Annotated in this window: 17 protein-coding genes; 14 read left to right on the top strand and 3 right to left on the bottom strand. The window is 66.3% G+C overall.

The window, feature by feature from the left end; genetic code table 11:
* Positions 1–141 precede the first annotated feature (141 nt).
* Positions 142–1,062, top strand: a complete 921-nt coding sequence (locus HPF_RS20145; RefSeq protein ID WP_066152678.1) for a porin — start codon at positions 142–144, stop codon at positions 1,060–1,062.
* A gap of 80 nt (positions 1,063–1,142) precedes the next feature.
* On the opposite strand, the gene HPF_RS20140 is transcribed toward HPF_RS20145, so the two are convergent.
* Positions 1,143–1,472 (bottom strand): ComEA family DNA-binding protein, encoded by a 330-nt coding sequence (locus tag HPF_RS20140; RefSeq protein WP_066152681.1) that lies wholly within the window; start codon positions 1,470–1,472, stop codon positions 1,143–1,145.
* Between the two features lie 203 nt (positions 1,473–1,675).
* On the opposite strand from HPF_RS20140, the gene HPF_RS20135 reads away from it, so the two are divergent.
* The 8 genes from HPF_RS20135 to HPF_RS20100 all read left to right on the top strand — a co-directional run bounded on the left by HPF_RS20135 (position 1,676) and on the right by HPF_RS20100 (position 10,021).
* Positions 1,676–2,464: a DUF3047 domain-containing protein gene (locus HPF_RS20135; RefSeq protein ID WP_133158182.1), complete on the top strand. Its 789-nt coding sequence runs from the start codon at positions 1,676–1,678 to the stop codon at positions 2,462–2,464.
* A gap of 143 nt (positions 2,465–2,607) precedes the next feature.
* On the top strand, positions 2,608–3,588 hold the full coding sequence (locus HPF_RS20130) for an ABC transporter permease (RefSeq protein ID WP_079366738.1): 981 nt from the start codon (positions 2,608–2,610) through the stop codon (positions 3,586–3,588).
* The gene (locus tag HPF_RS20125; RefSeq protein ID WP_133157638.1) at positions 3,588–4,814 is read left to right on the top strand and encodes a M20 aminoacylase family protein; all 1,227 of its coding nucleotides are present in this window, start codon (positions 3,588–3,590) and stop codon (positions 4,812–4,814) included. The genes HPF_RS20130 and HPF_RS20125 overlap by 1 nt, the downstream gene beginning before the upstream one ends.
* A 28-nt stretch (positions 4,815–4,842) precedes the next feature.
* A complete protein-coding gene (locus HPF_RS20120; RefSeq protein WP_133157637.1) occupies positions 4,843–6,414 on the top strand; it encodes an ABC transporter substrate-binding protein in 1,572 nt (523 codons plus the stop codon).
* A 14-nt stretch (positions 6,415–6,428) separates the two neighbouring features.
* Positions 6,429–7,337 (top strand): ABC transporter permease, encoded by a 909-nt coding sequence (locus HPF_RS20115; protein ID WP_424955203.1) that lies wholly within the window; start codon positions 6,429–6,431, stop codon positions 7,335–7,337.
* Entirely contained in the window at positions 7,334–8,311 is a 978-nt protein-coding gene (locus tag HPF_RS20110) for an ABC transporter ATP-binding protein (protein WP_133157635.1), read from the top strand. The genes HPF_RS20115 and HPF_RS20110 overlap by 4 nt, the downstream gene beginning before the upstream one ends.
* Entirely contained in the window at positions 8,308–9,324 is a 1,017-nt protein-coding gene (locus HPF_RS20105) for an ABC transporter ATP-binding protein (RefSeq protein ID WP_133157634.1), read from the top strand. Before HPF_RS20110 ends, HPF_RS20105 begins: the two co-directional genes overlap by 4 nt.
* A gap of 61 nt (positions 9,325–9,385) precedes the next feature.
* Positions 9,386–10,021 carry a hypothetical protein gene (locus HPF_RS20100; RefSeq protein WP_133157633.1) on the top strand — a complete coding sequence of 212 codons (636 nt, stop codon included), beginning with the start codon at positions 9,386–9,388 and terminating at the stop codon, positions 10,019–10,021.
* A 10-nt stretch (positions 10,022–10,031) separates the two neighbouring features.
* Here the strand turns inward: HPF_RS20100 and HPF_RS20095 are convergent, their stop codons facing one another.
* Positions 10,032–10,880, bottom strand: coding sequence for a MurR/RpiR family transcriptional regulator (locus HPF_RS20095; protein ID WP_066152707.1), 849 nt, complete (start codon positions 10,878–10,880; stop codon positions 10,032–10,034).
* Between the two features lie 60 nt (positions 10,881–10,940).
* Between HPF_RS20095 and tal the strand changes: the two genes are divergently transcribed.
* Positions 10,941–11,882, top strand: coding sequence for a transaldolase (gene tal, locus HPF_RS20090; RefSeq protein WP_079366742.1), 942 nt, complete (start codon positions 10,941–10,943; stop codon positions 11,880–11,882).
* Here the strand turns inward: tal and HPF_RS20085 are convergent.
* On the bottom strand, positions 11,857–12,822 hold the full coding sequence (locus HPF_RS20085; protein ID WP_243721625.1) for an aldose 1-epimerase: 966 nt from the start codon (positions 12,820–12,822) through the stop codon (positions 11,857–11,859). The genes tal and HPF_RS20085 overlap by 26 nt on opposite strands.
* Before the next feature lie 191 nt (positions 12,823–13,013).
* On the opposite strand from HPF_RS20085, the gene xylF reads away from it, so the two are divergent.
* The 4 genes from xylF to HPF_RS20065 all read left to right on the top strand — a co-directional run bounded on the left by xylF (position 13,014) and on the right by HPF_RS20065 (position 17,228).
* A complete protein-coding gene (gene xylF, locus HPF_RS20080; protein WP_079366744.1) occupies positions 13,014–14,033 on the top strand; it encodes a D-xylose ABC transporter substrate-binding protein in 1,020 nt (339 codons plus the stop codon).
* 154 nt (positions 14,034–14,187) lie between these two features.
* The gene (locus HPF_RS20075) at positions 14,188–15,321 is read left to right on the top strand and encodes a sugar ABC transporter permease (RefSeq protein ID WP_079366839.1); all 1,134 of its coding nucleotides are present in this window, start codon (positions 14,188–14,190) and stop codon (positions 15,319–15,321) included.
* Positions 15,318–16,082, top strand: a complete 765-nt coding sequence (locus tag HPF_RS20070) for an ATP-binding cassette domain-containing protein (RefSeq protein ID WP_079366745.1) — start codon at positions 15,318–15,320, stop codon at positions 16,080–16,082. Before HPF_RS20075 ends, HPF_RS20070 begins: the two co-directional genes overlap by 4 nt.
* Positions 16,083–16,106: 24 nt before the next feature.
* Complete coding sequence (locus tag HPF_RS20065) at positions 16,107–17,228, top strand: ROK family transcriptional regulator (RefSeq protein WP_066152719.1); 1,122 nt, start codon at positions 16,107–16,109, stop codon at positions 17,226–17,228.

Raw genomic sequence — 17,228 nt, 5'->3', positions numbered from 1 at the left:
TGGGGATGTCGGCGTGTCGCCAAAATCCAACGGCATGCTATCTTTTTACGGGTTTTCCCTCGAACTGCGGGATGGCTCGCGCTACCATGAAGTGTCAGTTTCTCAACCGGGCTGTAAAGCCCAGCATTAAAGGATGTTGATATGAAGAAATCTCTGATTGCTCTCGCCGTTCTGGGTTCGGTGGCCGGCGTGGCCCAGGCCCAGTCCTCCGTCAGCGTTTACGGCATTGCCGACGCTGTGCTGCACAAGGACAAGGATGCGTCCGCTGCTCTGACCTCGGGTGGTGTGAGCGGTAGCCGTCTGGGCTTCAAGGGCACGGAAGACCTGGGTGGTGGCCTGAAGGCCAACTTCCTGCTGGAGCACGGCTTCAAGATCGACACCGGCAAGCAAGGCGAAGAAGGTTCTTCGTTCAACCGTCAAGCCTATGTTGGCCTGTCCGGTGGCTTCGGTGAGTTCAAGCTGGGCCGCATCTGGACCGCCTATGACGACATCTCTGGCGCCACCAATCCGGTGTTCGACTCCGTTCTGTCGCCCAACAACTCTGTGTGGGCCAGCGTTGGCTACGCTGCCAATCCGTCCAACGGTATTTACTACGCTACGCCGGCAATGGGCGGCGTCAGCGGTGCTTTCAGCACCAACCTGAAGGAAGGTTCGGACAACCAGTCCAACGCTTTCCACGTCAAGTACGAAGGTGGCCCGGTGTACGCTGGCGTCGCTTACCAAGTGGACAAGACCGCCGCTGGCGACACCAAGTTCACCCGCGTGAACGGCTCCTATGATCTGGGCGCTGCCAAGCTGCTGGCTGGCTACGGCAACGTGAAGGCCGGTAGCGTCAAGACCACCGACCTGTCCTTCGGCGCCGACGTGCCGCTGGGTGCCAATCTGGTGCTGTCTGCTGGTTACGCTTCCTCCAAGACCGACGGTGCTGAGCGCCTGTCCGGCCTGGGTCTGGGCGTTGCCTACTCGCTGTCCAAGCGCACCACCGTTTACGGCGGTTTCCTGGACACGAAGAACACCGGTCCCGACACCCGCTACGGCTTTGGTCTGAAGCACACCTTCTGATGACGGCGGCCTCGGCCGCTTGATTCCGAAAGTTGAAAAGCCACTTGGCATTGCCAAGTGGCTTTTTTGTTCTTGGTTGTTTATTGCTTGGAAGTGGACGCAGGCGTCGTTCCGGGCTTGACGGATTTGTCGGTTGCTGCGACGGGTTTGAAGGCCTCGCCGTTCACCGTGAGACCTTCTGCGGACAGCTTGGCTGCGCGTTTCTCACCGATGCCAGGCATGCGTTCGATCAAGTCCGCCCAGTCCTTGAACTTGCCGTTCTTGCGGACTTCGAGAATCTTGGTCGAGGTGCCTGGGCCGATGCCCTTGATGCTGTCCAAATCGGCAGGATTGGCGGTGTTGACGTCCACGGCTGCGAACGATGTGGCTGTGAACGCCGCGATGAATAGGGACAACAGCTTTTTGTACATGGGTTCCTCCTGAAAAGTGAAAGTGACAGCGGTGAACGTGGGCGCATTGGCGGATCCACGGCGAAAAATGTATCGAATGCCCTGGTTTTTGACTTCCCCAGAGAGGGGTACGCGCAGGTCAGAAACGATAGACTGCAAACTAGCTACTTTTTGTCGCAAGAATCAACGTCTGCGGGGTATGGATGGGCGGCTTAGTGAAAAACATGCTGATCAGGGCATTGCCGGCCGCGACTGCCTTGGTGCTTGCTGCCTGCGCTGCGAAGGCGCCACAGCTCGAAGAGACGGGCGAAGCTTCTACCGGTGGGTTAAAGCCTGATGTGGGATTGCATCAGCAGGCTGAGTGGCGGGCCACTGTCGATGAGCTGCTGAAAACCCCGCCCGGTGGAGATGCCTGGCAGCCCTTTCTGTTACCGGGGAAGCGTTTTGCCGCTTTTGAGGTGGCCGGGCAAGCAGGGAGCGCAGCGCTGTCGGTGAGTGCCGACGGTTCTGTCAGCATTCTGCGCAAGCGCTTCGACAAAGCGTTGCCCGAGGTCGACCGGATTGCGTTTTCATGGAAGGTCGATGGTCTCCCCGACAAGGCGCGCCTGGGCGAGGCGGGCAAGGACGATGCGCCTGTCCGGATTCTGCTGTCATTCGACGGCGACCGCAGCAAGTGGACAGGGCGCAACCATCGCATTTCCGAAATGAGTCGTCTGCTCACGGGGGAAGAGTTGCCCTATGCCACGCTGATGTACGTCTGGGCGAACCACGATGCCCCAGAGACGGTCATCGTCAACGCACGAACTGACCGTATCCGCAAGGTGGTGGTGGAGAGCGGTGCGCAGCAGGTGGGCCACTGGCGGGACTATCAAAGAAACATCCGAGCAGATTTTTTCCGGGCCTTTGGAGAGGAGCCTGGACCTTTGCGGGCGGTTGCCATCATGACCGACACCGACAACACCCAGTCCAGCTTGCGTGCCTGGTATGGCCGCATGACCCTCACCGCTCGCTGAGTCTTGTGGCATCCTGCTCAGGCGCTCCATAGGGTTAGCACGCTTGGGTGGCTGGAACAGTTGTTGCAAAGTCTTCGTGCGTTCTGCGGCTGCCCTTTGTGGGTGCGGCCAATGTCCCAGCCGAGCGTCTCAGATCGTCATTCATGCTTGCATTTGTTTTACGACGCATGGCCCAGGCGGTGCTCGTCATGGTCAGCGTGGCGTTCATCGCCTTCATGCTGTTTCAGTACGTGGGTGATCCGGTGGTGTTTCTGCTGGGCCAGGACGCCACGCCGGAGCAGATCAGGAACCTCCGCGCCGATCTCGGGCTGGACCAGCCCGTGGTGGTGCAGTTCTGGCACTTTCTGGTCAACGCGGCGCAGGGTGAATTTGGCATCAGCCTGCGCCAGGGGGCCAAGGTCTCGCGCCTGATCGCCGAGCGCCTGCCTGCCACGGTGGAACTGGCGATGGTGGCCGCCGTGCTCGCCTTGCTGCTGGGCATCCCGATGGGTGTGTATGCGGCCCTGAAGCGCGGCACCTTTGTGAGCCAGCTGCTCATGACCGTCTCGCTGCTCGGGGTGTCCCTGCCAACGTTCCTGATCGGCATCCTGCTGATCCTGGTGTTCGCTGTGAACCTGGGCTGGTTTCCGAGCTTTGGCCGTGGTGATGTGGTCCAGCTCGGATGGTGGAGCAGCGGGCTGCTCACCGCCAAAGGATGGCACCACATCGTCCTGCCGGCACTGACCCTGGCGATCTTCCAGCTCACGCTGATCATGCGGCTGGTCCGGGCGGAGATGCTGGAGGTGCTGCGCACCGACTACATCAAGTTCGCCCGTGCCCGCGGACTGACCAACCGGGCGGTGCACTTCGGCCACGCGTTGAAGAACACGCTGGTGCCCGTGATGACCATCACCGGCCTGCAACTCGGGGGGCTGATTGCCTTTGCCATCATCACCGAAACGGTGTTCCAGTGGCCGGGCATGGGGTTGCTGTTCATCCAGGCCGTGACCTTCGCCGACGTCCCCGTGATGGCGGCCTATCTCTGTCTGATTGCATTGATCTTTGTCGTGATCAACCTGGTGGTCGACCTGCTCTATTTCGCAGTCGATCCCCGTTTGCGCATTGAAAGGGCCGGAGCCCACTGATGATGCCCCACACCTCCCGCATCCGTGCCCATGGCCGCGCGTTCGCCCACATCGCTGCCCTGCACCCTGAACTGACGGCGCTGCGCCGCGAGCTGCACGCCCACCCGGAACTCGGTTTCGAGGAGCACTACACCGCCCGGCGGGTGGTCGAGTCCCTCAAGATCTGCGGCGTGGACGAGATCCACACACAGATCGGCAAGACCGGCGTGGTGGCGTTGATCCACGGAAGCCGCCGGGACAGCGGTCGGATGATCGGATTGCGCGCCGACATGGACGCGTTGCCGATGACCGAACTCAACGATTTCGCCTGGAAGTCGACCCGGGCAGGCTTGATGCACGGCTGCGGGCACGACGGGCACACCGCCATGCTGATCGGTGCAGCGCGCTACCTGGCCGAGACCCGGCGCTTCAACGGCACGGCGGTCCTGATCTTCCAACCGGGCGAAGAAGGCTTCGCTGGCGCAAAGGCCATGATCGAAGACGGACTGTTCGAGCGCTTCCCGGTGCAGTCGGCCTATGCCATGCACAACTGGCCGCAGATGCGGCCCGGCACTGTGGGCGTGAACCCAGGGCCGATGATGGCCGCGGCCGACCGCATCACCATCGAAGTCACCGGCAAGGGCGGACACGGTGCGCACCCCTACCTCACGGTGGACCCGGTGCTGGTGTCGGCCCACATCATCACGGCCGTGCAGAGCATCGTCTCGCGCAACGTGAGGGCCATCGACAACGCGGTCATCAGCCTGTGCTCCATGCAGGCGGGCGATCCCGGGGCCTTCAGCGTGGTGCCGGGAAAGGCGACGATGGTCGGCACGGTCCGCACCTTCAGCCCCGAGATCCAGTCGCTGGTCGAGCGGCGGCTGAACGAGGTGTGTTCCGGGGTGGCGCTGGGTCTGGGCGCTTCGGCGCATGTCCGCTACGAGCGCATCTATCCCGCCACCATCAATACGCCCGACGAGGCCCGGTTCGCCACCCGCGTGGCGCGCGATCTGGTGGGTGATGAGCACGTGGACGCGGAAATGGACCCGAGCATGGGCGCCGAGGACTTCTCCTTCATGCTGCAGGTCAAACCGGGCGCCTACCTGCGGCTGGGGCAGGGCGGGGAGGGCAGCTGCTTCCTGCACAACAGCCGCTACGATTTCAACGACGAGGTGCTGCCGCTGGGTGCGGCCCTGCACGCCAGCCTGATCGAACAGGGCATGCCCCTGTCCGAAGAGTCCCCCTGAGCTTTCATCCAACCGACCAGGAGAAACCATGAACTTCAAGCATTCGCTGATCACCTCCATCGCTCTGGCCGCCATCGCGGGCACGGCGGTGGCGCAGACGGTGCGCATTGGCAACCAGGGCGACGCCTTGTCGATGGACCCGCACTCGCTCAACGAGTCCCTGCAACTGAGCGTCACGGGCAATGTCTACGAAGGGCTCGTGGCCCGCGACAAGGACCTCAGGCTGGTGCCGGCGCTGGCCACCAGCTGGAAGCAGACCTCGCCGACGGTGTGGCGCTTCGAACTGCGCAAGGGCGTCAAGTTCCATGACGGCAAGCCGTTCACGGCCGACGATGTGCTGTTCTCCTTTGCCCGCGCAGCGGGCGAAGGCTCGGACATGCAGAGCTACACCAACGACTTCAAGCAAGTGCGCAAGGTGGGCGATTCCGCGATCGAGATCGAGACGAAGACGCCGTTCCCCATCCTGCCCGACCTGCTGGCGCTGGTCTACATCATGAGCAAGCCGTGGGCCGAGGAGAACCAGGCCACCCGGCCGGTGGACCGGCGCAAGGGCATCGAGAACGCGGCCTCCTTCCGCTCCAACGGCACCGGCCCGTACCGCCTGCGCGAGCGCCAGCCCAACGTCAAGACCAGCTTCGTCCGCAACGGCAGCTACTGGGGCAAGATCGAAGGTAACGTGGTGAACGTGGAGTACACGCCGATCGGCAACGACGCCACCCGCGTGGCCGCCCTGCTGTCCGGGCAGGTGGACGTGATCGAGCCGGTGCCGCTGCAGGACGTGGCGCGCATCAACGCCAGCGGCAAGTCCAAGGTGCTGCAGGGGCCTGAGCTGCGCACCATCTTTCTGGGCATGGACCAGAAGCGCGACGAGCTGCTGTACTCGAACGTCAAAGGCAAGAACCCGTTCAAGGACAAGCGCGTGCGCCAGGCTTTCTACCAGGCCATCGACATCAACACCATCCAGCGCGTGGTGATGCGGGGCGCCTCCAAGCCCACGGCGCTGATGGTCGGCCCCGGCATCAACGGCTTTGACGCCGCGATGAACACCCGCCTGCCCTACGACCCCGACGCCGCCAGGAAGCTGCTGGCCGACGCCGGCTACCCCAACGGCTTCGAGGTGGGCATGAACTGCCCGAACGACCGCTATGTGAACGACGGCGACATCTGCCAGGCGGTGGCCGCGAACCTCGCGAAGATCGGCGTGAAGGTGAACCTGCAGGCCGAGACCAAGGGCACCTACTTCCCCAAGATCCTCAAGCGCGACACCAGCTTCTATCTGCTGGGCTGGACGCCGGGCACCTACGACTCGCACAACGCGCTGAACGCGCTGATGCGCTGCGTCGACGACAAGGGCAGTGGCCAGTTCAACCTTGGCTCCTACTGCAACCCGAAGGTGGACGAGCTGACGTTGAAGATCCAGTCGGAGACCGACAAGCCCAAGCGCGACGCGATGATCAAGGAGGCCTTCAAGCTGCACGCCGACGATGTCGGCCATCTGCCGCTGCACCAGCAGGCCCTGGCCTGGGGCGTGGCCAGCAACGTGCAGCTGGTCCAGCTGGCGGACAACTTCATGCCGTTTCGCTTCATGTCGGTGAAGTGATCGGCTGAGCCTTGATCGCCGCCCTTCGACGCTGGCTCGACGGCGACGTCGGCCACAGTTTCCGCTCGTCGCCCACCGCCATGGTGGCGGCGCTGATCGCCTTCGCCTGCGTGTTCTGTGCGGCGTTCGCCCCCTGGGTGGCGCCGCACAACCCGTTCGACCTGGCGACGCTGGAGCTGAGCGACGCGCGCCTGCCGCCGGCCTGGATGGAGGGCGGCAATCCCGCCTTCCTGCTGGGCACGGAGGACCAGGGGCGCGACATCCTGTCCGCGCTGATGTACGGCGCGCGCATCTCGCTGGCGGTGGGACTGACCTCGGTCGCGCTGTCGGTGCTGATCGGGGTGGTGCTGGGCCTGCTGGCCGGTTTTCTGGGGGGCTGGGTGGACGCCTTCCTGATGCGCCTGTGCGACGTGATGCTCTCGTTCCCGCCGATCCTGGTGGCGCTGCTCATCGCGGGCGTGGGCCGCGCGCTGTTTCCCAACTCGCAGGACGAGCTCGCGTTCGGTGTGCTGGTGCTGGCCATCACGCTGACGGGCTGGGTGCAGTACGCGCGCACGGTGCGAGGTTCCACCCTGGTCGAGCGCAACAAGGAGTACGTGCAGGCCGCGCGGGTCACGGGCGTGCCGCCGCTGCGCATCATGCGCCGGCACGTGCTGCCCAATGTGATGGGGCCGGTGCTGGTGTTGGCGACCATCCAGGTGGCAACCGCCATCATCATCGAGGCCACGCTGTCCTTCCTCGGCGTCGGCGCACCCATCACCGCGCCCTCTCTGGGCACGCTGATCCGCGTCGGCAACGACTACCTGTTCTCGGGCGAGTGGTGGATCACCGTGTTCCCCGGCGCCATGCTGGTGCTGATCGCGCTCTCGGTGAACCTGCTGGGCGACTGGCTGCGCGACGCCCTCAACCCCAAACTGCGATGAGCCTGCTGCAAGTCAAGAACCTGGTCGTCGAGTTCCCGGGCCGCCGCGGCACGCTGCGGGCACTCGACGACGTGTCGTTCGACATCGCGCCCGGCGAGATCCTGGGTGTGGTGGGCGAATCGGGCGCGGGCAAGTCGCTCACGGGCGCGTCCATCATCGGTCTGCTGGAGCCGCCGGGGCGCATCGCGGGCGGCGAGATCCTGCTGGAGGGCCGACGCATCGACGACCTGCCCTTCGCCGAACTGCGCAAGGTGCGCGGGCGGCAGATCGGGGCCATTTTCCAGGACCCGCTGACCTCGCTGAATCCGCTGTACACCGTGGGCCGTCAGCTGACCGAAACCATCCGCACCCACCTGCCCGTGGGCCAGGCCGAGGCGCGCGAGCGGGCGATCCAGCTGTTGCGCGACACCGGCATCCCGGCCGCCGAGCAGCGCATCGACCACCACCCGCACCAGTTTTCCGGCGGCATGCGCCAGCGAGTCGTGATTGCGCTCGCGCTGGCCGCCGAGCCCAAGCTCATCGTGGCCGACGAACCGACGACTGCGCTGGACGTGTCGATCCAGGCGCAGATCATCACCCTGCTCAAACGCATCTGCCGCGAGCGCGGCGCGGCGGTGATGCTGATCACGCACGACATGGGCGTGATCGCTGAGACCTGCGACCGGGTGGCGGTGATGTACGCCGGCCGCGTGGCCGAGATCGGGCCGGTGCACGACGTGATCCACCGGCCGGCGCACCCTTACACCGCGGGCCTGATGGCCTGTATTCCCGACATGACCCAGGACCGCGAGCGCCTGCACCAGATCGACGGCGCCATGCCGCGGCTCAATGCCATTCCGGCGGGCTGTGCCTTCCATCCGCGCTGCGACCGCGCGTTCGACCGCTGCCACGCGCAGCGGCCCGACCTGATGCCGGCCGGGACGACGCGGGCTGCCTGCTGGCTGCACGCCGGCACGACGGGAGGCGCGTCGTGAGCGACACCACCTCTGCACAAGCCCTGGTGCGCGCCATCGACCTGGCCAAGACCTTCGATGTCTCGGCACCCTGGCTCAACCGCGTGCTGGAGCGGCGCCCGCGCCAGCTGCTGCGCGCGGTGGACGGGGTGAGCTTCGACATCCAGCGCGGCCAGACGCTGGCGCTGGTGGGCGAATCAGGCTGCGGCAAGAGCACCGTCGCCCGCCTGCTGGTGGGCCTGTACGCGCCGACGCGCGGGGGCTTCCAGTTCGACGGACAGGACGCGCACGCGGCGTTCAGGACGCCGCAGGGGCGCCAGCTGCGCCGCCGCATCCAGATGATCTTCCAGGACCCGTATGCCAGCCTGAACCCGCGCTGGCGGGTGCAGGACATCGTGGCCGAACCGCTGGTTGAGCATGGTCTGCTCTCGGGGGGCGGCGAATTGCGCGAGCGGGTGGGCGAGCTGCTGCAGTCGGTGGGCCTTTCGCCGCTGGACGCGGCCAAGTTCCCGCACCAGTTCTCGGGTGGCCAGCGCCAGCGCATTTCCATCGCGCGAGCGCTGGCCACGCACCCGGAGTTCCTGGTCTGCGACGAGCCGACCTCGGCGCTGGACGTGAGCGTGCAGGCGCAGGTGCTCAACATCATGAAGGACCTGCAGCGGCAGCAGGGCCTGACCTACCTGTTCATCAGCCACAACCTAGCGGTGGTGCGGCATGTGAGCGACCAGGTGGGGGTGATGTACCTCGGGCGGCTGGTGGAACTGGCCGACAAGCACACGCTGTTCGACAGCCCGCGGCATCCGTACACGCGCATGCTGCTGGACGCGATCCCGAAGATCCACGACACCGGCCGGGCGCGCACGCCGGTGCAGGGCGAGGTGCCGAATCCGCTGGACCCGCCGGCCGGTTGCGCGTTCAACCCGCGCTGTCCGCATGCGAACGAGCGCTGCCGGGTCGAGCGGCCGGTGCTGCTGGACTTCGGTGGTGCCCGTGTGGCCTGCCACGCGGTGGAAGAGGGGCGGATTTCAGGCTAGGGCTTGAGCCGCCGGGGGCTTTGTCCTACAGTGGGCCACGCGTTCTTGATCAGGAGGTCCCATGCTGCTGAGACATCTTCTGTTTGGATTCCTGGCCTGGCCCGTGGTGGTTCTGGCGCAGGCGGACGGCAACGCCAGGCCCTCGGTCAAAGTGGGCGATGTCTCGGTTTACATGGTCAACAACCGCAGCGACAACAAGCAGTCGGAAGAGACGGTCACGGTCACCTCGGTGGAGGGAGGGCAGATCAAGACGAAGCATGTTCGTCCGGACCGCAATCCTCCGGAGCTCGAAGGTGTGACCAACCTCGATCTGAATCCGCTGGTCTCAGGCGCTTCCGGAACCAAGTTCGAGCCGGCCATCGAAATCTACCGGTTTCCCTTGAAGGTGGGCGATTCCTGGAGGACCCGCTCTGAGGCGGTGGGACTGACAGGAAGCCGCTCCCGCTCCGAACTGGAAGTCAAGGTGGTGGCGCAGGAGAAAGTCGCGACGCCCGGTGGAGAGTTCGATGCCTTTCGCATCGAGTCGAACGGCTGGATCAATGGAGTCAGCTGGCAAGGTGCAATCCGCGTGTCCCAGACCATCTGGTTCGCACCTTCCATTGGGCGCGCGGTCAAGTCCGACTACAAGGACTACCGCAACAGCAGCCTGAACACCAGCACCTTGACGGAGCTGAAGTCGCACAAGCCGGCACCCTGACGGGCTGGGCTCAGGCGTAGCGCTTGCTGCGCAGGTTGTTCTTCATTTCCTTGAGCAACGGCTGCAGCTTGTTGCCGCCGATGCGCAGAGCCAGGCAGGTGGCGACCACGTCGATCACCATCAGGTGCATCAGGCGCGAGGTCATGGGGCTGTAGCGGTCGTAGCCTTCGGGGTGGTCGGCGGCCAGGTGGATGTGGCCGGCGGTGGCCAGGGGCGAGCCGCTGGCGGTGACGGTGATGACCGTGGCGCCGTGCTTGCGCGCAATGTCGGCCGCGTCCATCAGGTCGCGCGTGCGGCCCGAGTTGGAGACGATCACCAGGCAGTCGCCCGGGCCCAGCAGCGAGGCGCTCATCACCTGCATGTGGCCGTCGCTGTAGGCGATGGCGTTGATGCCCAGGCGGAAGAACTTGTGCTGCGCGTCCTGCGCCACGATGCCGGAATTGCCCGCGCCGTAGAACTCGATGCGGCCCTTGTTCTTGTAGGTGGTCAGCAGCGCGTCGACCGCCTTCTCGATCGAGTGCGTCGAGGCGTCGTTGCGGTACTTGAGGAAGGCCGCGACCGTGTTGTCGATCACCTTGACCAGCACGTCGCTGACCTTGTCGTCCACGTCGACGCTGCGATGAATGAAGGGCACGCCTTCGCTCACGGTGCCGGCCAGCTTCAGCTTGAAGTCGGACAGGCCGTCGTAGCCCATGCTGCGGCAGAAGCGCACCACAGTCGGCTTGCTCACATGGGCGCGGTCGGCCAGTTCGGACACGGGCAGGCTGGCGAAGCTGCGCGGGTCGAGCAGCACGAGTTTGCCCACGCGCTGTTCCGCGGGCGCCAGTGAGGGCATGGAGGCTCTGATTCGGTCAAGCATGCGAAAATGGTAACCCAGTTACATCTTTCTGTGAAACCTCGACAACCCTGAGAGAGACCGATGAACCAGCTCGATGCCCTCAAGCAGCTCACCACCGTGGTCGCCGACACCGGTGACTTCAACCAGATCGCCGCCTATTCACCGCGCGACGCGACGACCAACCCGTCGCTGATCCTCAAGGCCGTGCAGAAACCCGAGTACGCGCACCTGCTGCAGGAAACCGTGGCGAAGTACGGGCAGCATGGAACGGACGAGGTGATGAACCGCCTGCTGGTGCGCTTCGGCATCGAGATCCTCAAGCATGTGCCGGGCCGCGTGTCCACTGAAGTGGACGCCCGACTGAGCTTCGACACCGAGGCCACCGTGACGCGCGCGCGCCGCATCATCGACCTCTACCAGGGCGAGGGCGTGCACGTGGACCGCATCCTGATCAAGATCGCCTCGACCTGGGAGGGCATCCAGGCCGCGGCGCGGCTGGAGCGCGACGGTATCCACACCAACCTCACGCTGCTGTTCTCCTTCTGCCAGGCGGTGGCCTGTGGCCAGGCCAAGGTGCAGCTGATCTCCCCGTTCGTCGGCCGCATCTACGACTGGTACAAGAAGCAGGCCGGCGCGAAGTGGGACGAGGCCGCGATGGCCGGCGCCAACGACCCGGGCGTGCAGTCGGTGCGCGCGATCTACAACTTCTACAAGAAGCACGGCATCGCCACCGAGGTGATGGGCGCGAGCTTCCGCAACGTGGGCCAGATCACCGCGCTGGCCGGCTGCGACCTGCTGACCATCAGCCCCGACCTGCTGGCGCAGCTGCAGGCCAGCGAGGCGCCGCTGGCCAAGGCCCTGGACGCTGCCGCGGCCCAGGCCATGGACATCCCGTTCGTGCAGTACGACGAGGCCACCTTCCGTTTCGCGCTGAACGAGGACGCGATGGCCACCGAGAAGCTGGCCGAAGGCATCCGCGCCTTCGTGGCCGACACGATCAAGCTCGAAGCGATGATGCGCTGAGCGCAGGCCCGCCGAGCCGGTGGAAGCGCCACCGCAGGCGCTGGGTCATCGACCCGCCCGGCCCGAGGAGGTGCAGCCCCGGCCGGCCCGGCAGGTGCACCGCGTCGACCGGGTGGCTGACCGGTTCCACGCAGAAGCTCGGCCCGGCCTCGGGCCGGAACAGCAGCAGGCAGCCGTCGCCGGTCGCCGCGGTGTCTTCCACGGTCAGGACCCAGCCACTTTCCGGCCACTCGATGCGGGCCGTGCCGTCCCAGCCGGTGAAGGCGTTGTCGATCAGCGATCCATGGGCTCCGATGCCCGCACACAGGTCCCAGTCCGGTGGCACGGCGGTGTGCGCCAGTGGCAGCCGGTCGGGGTGGCTGAGCCAGACGCCGTTCACCCCCGCCCGTACCCGCGTGCCCGGCGTGCGCAGCAGCCAGGGGTGCTGGCCGAGGCCGTAGGGCAGGGGGCGCTCGCCCCGGTGGGTCACCGACAGGGTCTGTTCGATGCCGTCGGGCAGCAGCCGGTAGTGCTGGGTGGCGACGTAGTCGTAGGGGCTGCCCATGAAGCGGCGCGAGGCCAGCCGCAGTTCGATCTGACGCTCGTCGTGGGCGACGACGTCCCAGGCCTGCAGCCAGCCCTCGCCGTGGATGGGGCAGGCTTCCCCGGCGCGGTTGGGCGCCAGCGGGTGGAACACGCCGTCCTGCTCGAAACCGCCACCGCTGATGCGGTTGGACCAGGGCACCAGGGGCAGCGAGGCCACGCTGAACGGGTCGGGGTCGCCAAACCAGGGGCGCCAGAGGTGGAATGGCACCTCGGGCTGGCGCGGCGCCGCACCGGCCTGCGGGTGCAGCAGCCACGAGGCGGCGCTGCCGCCGAAGCCGGGCACCAGGCCCAGGCGCTGGCGGCCGTCGTCGAGCCAGTGAATGCGCCCCGCGCTTGCTGTCATTGGGAAGGTCATGGTTCATCTTATTAAGTTCAATCATCAAACTATGTCGGGTTTGTCCCAATAGGAGCCAACACAAGGGGTGGCAAATAATTAGTTTGTCGTTCGTACTAAATGGCTGCCGGCGAGGGCGCCAGCGCACGATGTGTCCAAGCAATCCGTTCAATAACCGCGGCCCGAAAGCAGGCCGTTCACTGGAGACAAGGATGAAACTGAAGACAACGTTGACCGCTTTGGCGCTCGGTCTGGCCAGCGCCGGTGCGTTCGCCCAGGTGGTGGGTGTGAGCTGGTCCAACTTCCAGGAAGAGCGCTGGAAGACCGACGAGAAGGCGATCAAGGACCAGCTGGCCAAGCTGGGCGCCAGCTACATCAGCGCCGACGCGGGCGGCTCGCCCGAGAAGCAGCTGTCCGACGTGGACTCCCTGATCGCCAAGGGCGCCAAGGTGCTGATCGTGCTGGCGATGGACAAGGACGCCATCCTGCCCGCCGTCAACAAGGCCGCGCAGCAGAAGATCCCGGTGGTGGCCTACGACCGCCTGATCGAGGCGCCCGGTGTGTTCTACATCACCTTCGACAACGTCGAGGTCGGCCGCATGCAGGCGCGCGCGGTCTTCGAGGCCCAGCCCAAGGGCAACTACGTGATGATCAAGGGCTCGCCCACCGACCCGAACGCCAACTTCCTGCGCGGCGGCCAGCAGGAGGTGCTGGACGCGGCGATCAAGAAGGGCGACATCAAGATCGTGGGCGAGGAGTACACCGACGGCTGGAAGCCGGAAGTGGCGCAGAAGAACATGGAGCAGATCATCACCAAGACCGGCGGCAAGATCGACGCCGTGGTTGCCTCCAACGACGGCACCGCCGGCGGTGTGGTCGCGGCGCTGACCGCCAAGGGCATCAAGGGCATTCCGGTGTCGGGGCAGGACGGCGACCATGCCGCGCTCAACCGCGTGGCCATGGGCTCGCAGACGGTGTCGGTGTGGAAGGACGCACGCGACCTCGGCCGCGACGCCGCCACCGCCGCCGTCTCCCTGGCCAAGGGCCAGAAGGTCGCGGGCGCCGCGGCCTGGGCCGGTGGCGAGAAGAAGGTGTCGCTGCAGGCGCAGTTCCTCAAGCCGGTGCCGATCACGGCCAAGAATCTGGACCTGGTGGTCAAGGCCGGCTGGATCAAGAAGGAAGACCTGTGCAAGGGCGTAGACATGGCCAAGGGTCCGGCCGCCTGCAAATGACCCGGCATTTGAATTTGCGTTTCTCCTGATGGATGGAGGCCCTCGGACCGCGGGCTGGGTTCAGCCCGCGGTCCTTTTTTTTCGGCGGAGTGCGTCTGTGAGTCCTGTTCCCAATGTCCTCAGGCAACTGGCCATCGACTGGCGGCTGGTGCTGATGGGGGCGGTCCTGGTGGCCACCGCCATCGTGTTCAACATCCTCTCGGGCGGCCTGTTCCTCTCGCCCGAGAACCTCTACAACATCGCCCAGCAGACGGCGGTGGTCGGCATCGTCGCCACGGTTGTGGTGCTGGTGATCGTGGCGCGCCACATCGATCTCTCGGTGGGTTCGGTGATGGGCTTTGTCGGCGTGCTGATCGCGACGCTGATGTACACCGCCGGCTGGCACTGGGTCGAGGCCTCGCTGGCCGGGCTGGCGGTGGCGATTGCGGTGTCGCTCTACCAGGGCGCGCTGACGGCCATGCTGGGCGTGCCGTCCTTCGTGGTCACGCTGGGCGGGCTGATGTCCTTCCGCGGCGCGGCCTTCCTGGTGGCCGATGGCAAGACGCAGCCGGTCAACGACCTCTTCTTCCAGCGCCTGGGTGGCGGCTTTGACGGCGCCATCGGCGTGCAGGCCAGCTGGGTGCTGGCGGCCGTGCTGGTGGCGGCGCTGGTCCTGCAGACGGCGCTGCGCCGCCGCGCCAAGGCCGCCTACGACGTGCCCAATCCGCCGCTGTGGCTGGACGCCCTGGTGGCGGCGGTGCCGGCGCTGATCGTGGTCGGCTTCGTGGCCACCATGAACGCCTACCAGATCCCGACCAAGGACGCGCCGCAGGGTGTGCCGATCCCGGTGCTGATCTGGGGCAGCGTGGCGCTGGTGCTGTCCTTCATCGTGCACCGCACGCGCTTCGGCCGCTACGTGTTCGCCATGGGCGGCAACCCCGAGGCGGCGGCGCTGGTGGGCATCCCGGTGCGCCGCGTCACGCTGATGGTGTTCGCCCTGCTGGGCGTGCTGATCACCATCGCGGCGATGGTCTCCATCGCACGCCTGAACGCCGGCACCAACTCGCTGGGCACCGGCATGGAGCTGTACGTGATCGCCGCGGCGGTCATCGGCGGCACGGCGCTGGCCGGCGGCAGCGGTTCCATCCTAGGCTCGGTGCTGGGCGCGCTGATCATGCAGAGCATCGACAGTGGCCTGCTGCTGCTGGACATCTCCATAGGCCTGCGCTACGTGATCATCGGCCAGGTGCTGATCGCCGCCGTGGTGTTCGACGTGGTCTACCGCCGCCTCACCGGAGACCTGTCATGAACGCGCCACTGGTTGAAATGCGCCAGATCGGCAAGTCGTTTGGCGGCGTGCGCGCGGTCGACGATGTGAGCCTGAACCTCTACCCGGGCGAGGTCGTGGCCCTGCTCGGTCACAACGGCGCCGGCAAGTCCACGCTGATGAAGATGCTGGCCGGGGCCTACCCGATCGACAGCGGCGAAGTGCGGATCAACGGCGAGAAGGCCCACATCCGCACACCGGTCGACGCGCAGCGCTGCGGCATCGAGTCGATCTACCAGACCCTGGCCCTGGCCGACAACCTCGACGCCGTGGCCAACCTGTTCCTCGGCCGCGAGCTGCTCACGCGCTGGAACACCCTGGACGACCACCGCATGGACGCCGAGGCGCGCAAGGTGTTCCACCGCCTCAACAAGAACTTCAAGAACGTGCGCACGCCGGTGCGCCGCCTCTCGGGCGGGCAGCGCCAGGTGGTGGCGATCTCGCGCGCGATCTACTTCAACGCCCGCATCCTGATCATGGACGAGCCCACCGCGGCGCTCGGGCCGGAGGAGACCGCGATGGTCGGCAACCTGGTGCGCCAGCTCAAGGCCGAGGGCGTGGGCATCTTCCTGATCACCCACGACATGCCCGACGTGTTCGGCCTCAGCGACCGGCTGGCGGTGATGAAGAACGGCCGCCTGGTGGGTGCCTACCGCACCGCCGACGTCAATGAGGACGAGGTGTTGGGCATGATCATCGCGGGCAAACAACCTGAAGGAAAGGCGCAGACCCACAGCCTCTGAGGCCTGCGCGCTCCCGCACACCGAATGAAAACCACCGGCGACCAGCAACTTGTCAAACGCATCAACCGCAGCGTGCTGCTGAGGCTGCTGCGGCGGCGCAGCGGCCTTTCACGCGCCCAGCTCGCGCAGGAGAGCGGCCTGACCAAGTCGACGGTCAGCCTGCTGGTGCGCGAGCTGATCGACGAGGGCTGGGTCACCGAGACCGGCCCGGCCGCCGCGCATGGCCTGGGCCGGCCGTCGACACCGCTGCAGCTGGACGGCAGCCGCCGCGCCATGATCGGTGTGGAAATCGCGGTCGAGTCGCTGCGCGTGGTGGGCGTGTCGCTCACCGGCGAGGTGCTGTGGTCCGTCGAAGAAGCGCTGGCCGAGCACGAGCCGGCGGCGGTGTGCCGCCAGGTGGCGCAGCTGGTGGTGCGCGCGCACGCCGCGCTGGCGGCGCGGCCGGTGCTGGTCTCGGGCGTGGGCATCGGCCTGCCCGGCGCCTTCGACGAAGCCAGCGGCACCGTGCGCTTCGCGCCCAACCTGGGCTGGCGCAACGTGTCCTTCCTGCCGCTGATCACGCGCGCCCTGGCCGAGGCGGGCTGCCCGCCGGTGGCGGTGCATGTGCAGAACGAGGCCGACACCGCCGCGCTCAGCGAATACGAGTTCACCGACGGTGACGCGAAGGACTCGCTGATCTTCGTCACCTGCGGCGTCGGCGTGGGCGCCGGCATCGTGCTCAACGACCGCCTGTTCACCGGCCTGCAGGGCATGGCCGGCGAAATCGGCCACAGCATCCTGCAGATCGACGGCCCGGCCTGTTCCTGCGGCCGCCGGGGCTGCGCCGAAACCTTTTTCGGCGCGCGGGCCCTGGGCCAGCTGCCCGACCCGGCGCGTGGCGGCGTGTTCCTGGGCGTGGTGCTGCAGAACCTCTGGACCACCTTCAACCCGGGGGCCCTGGTGGTCGGCGGACCGTCCTGCGAACGGCACCCGGACATCGTGCGCACCGCGCGCGACACGCTCGACGCCTACGCCACCAGCGCGGGCGTGGCACCGCCGCCGGTGCGGCCGGCGCGCTACGGTCTGCTGGCCTCGGCCGTCGGCGCCGCCGCCCTGGTGCTGCACCACGAGCTGCGACCCATGCACGCCCCCTCCCTCATTCACTGA

The organism is Hydrogenophaga pseudoflava (assembly GCF_004353865.1).
GTDB classification, from domain to species: domain Bacteria; phylum Pseudomonadota; class Gammaproteobacteria; order Burkholderiales; family Burkholderiaceae_C; genus Hydrogenophaga; species Hydrogenophaga pseudoflava.
The sequence above is the reverse complement of the archived record's forward strand: the minus strand, read 5'-3'. Positions and strand labels throughout refer to the sequence as shown.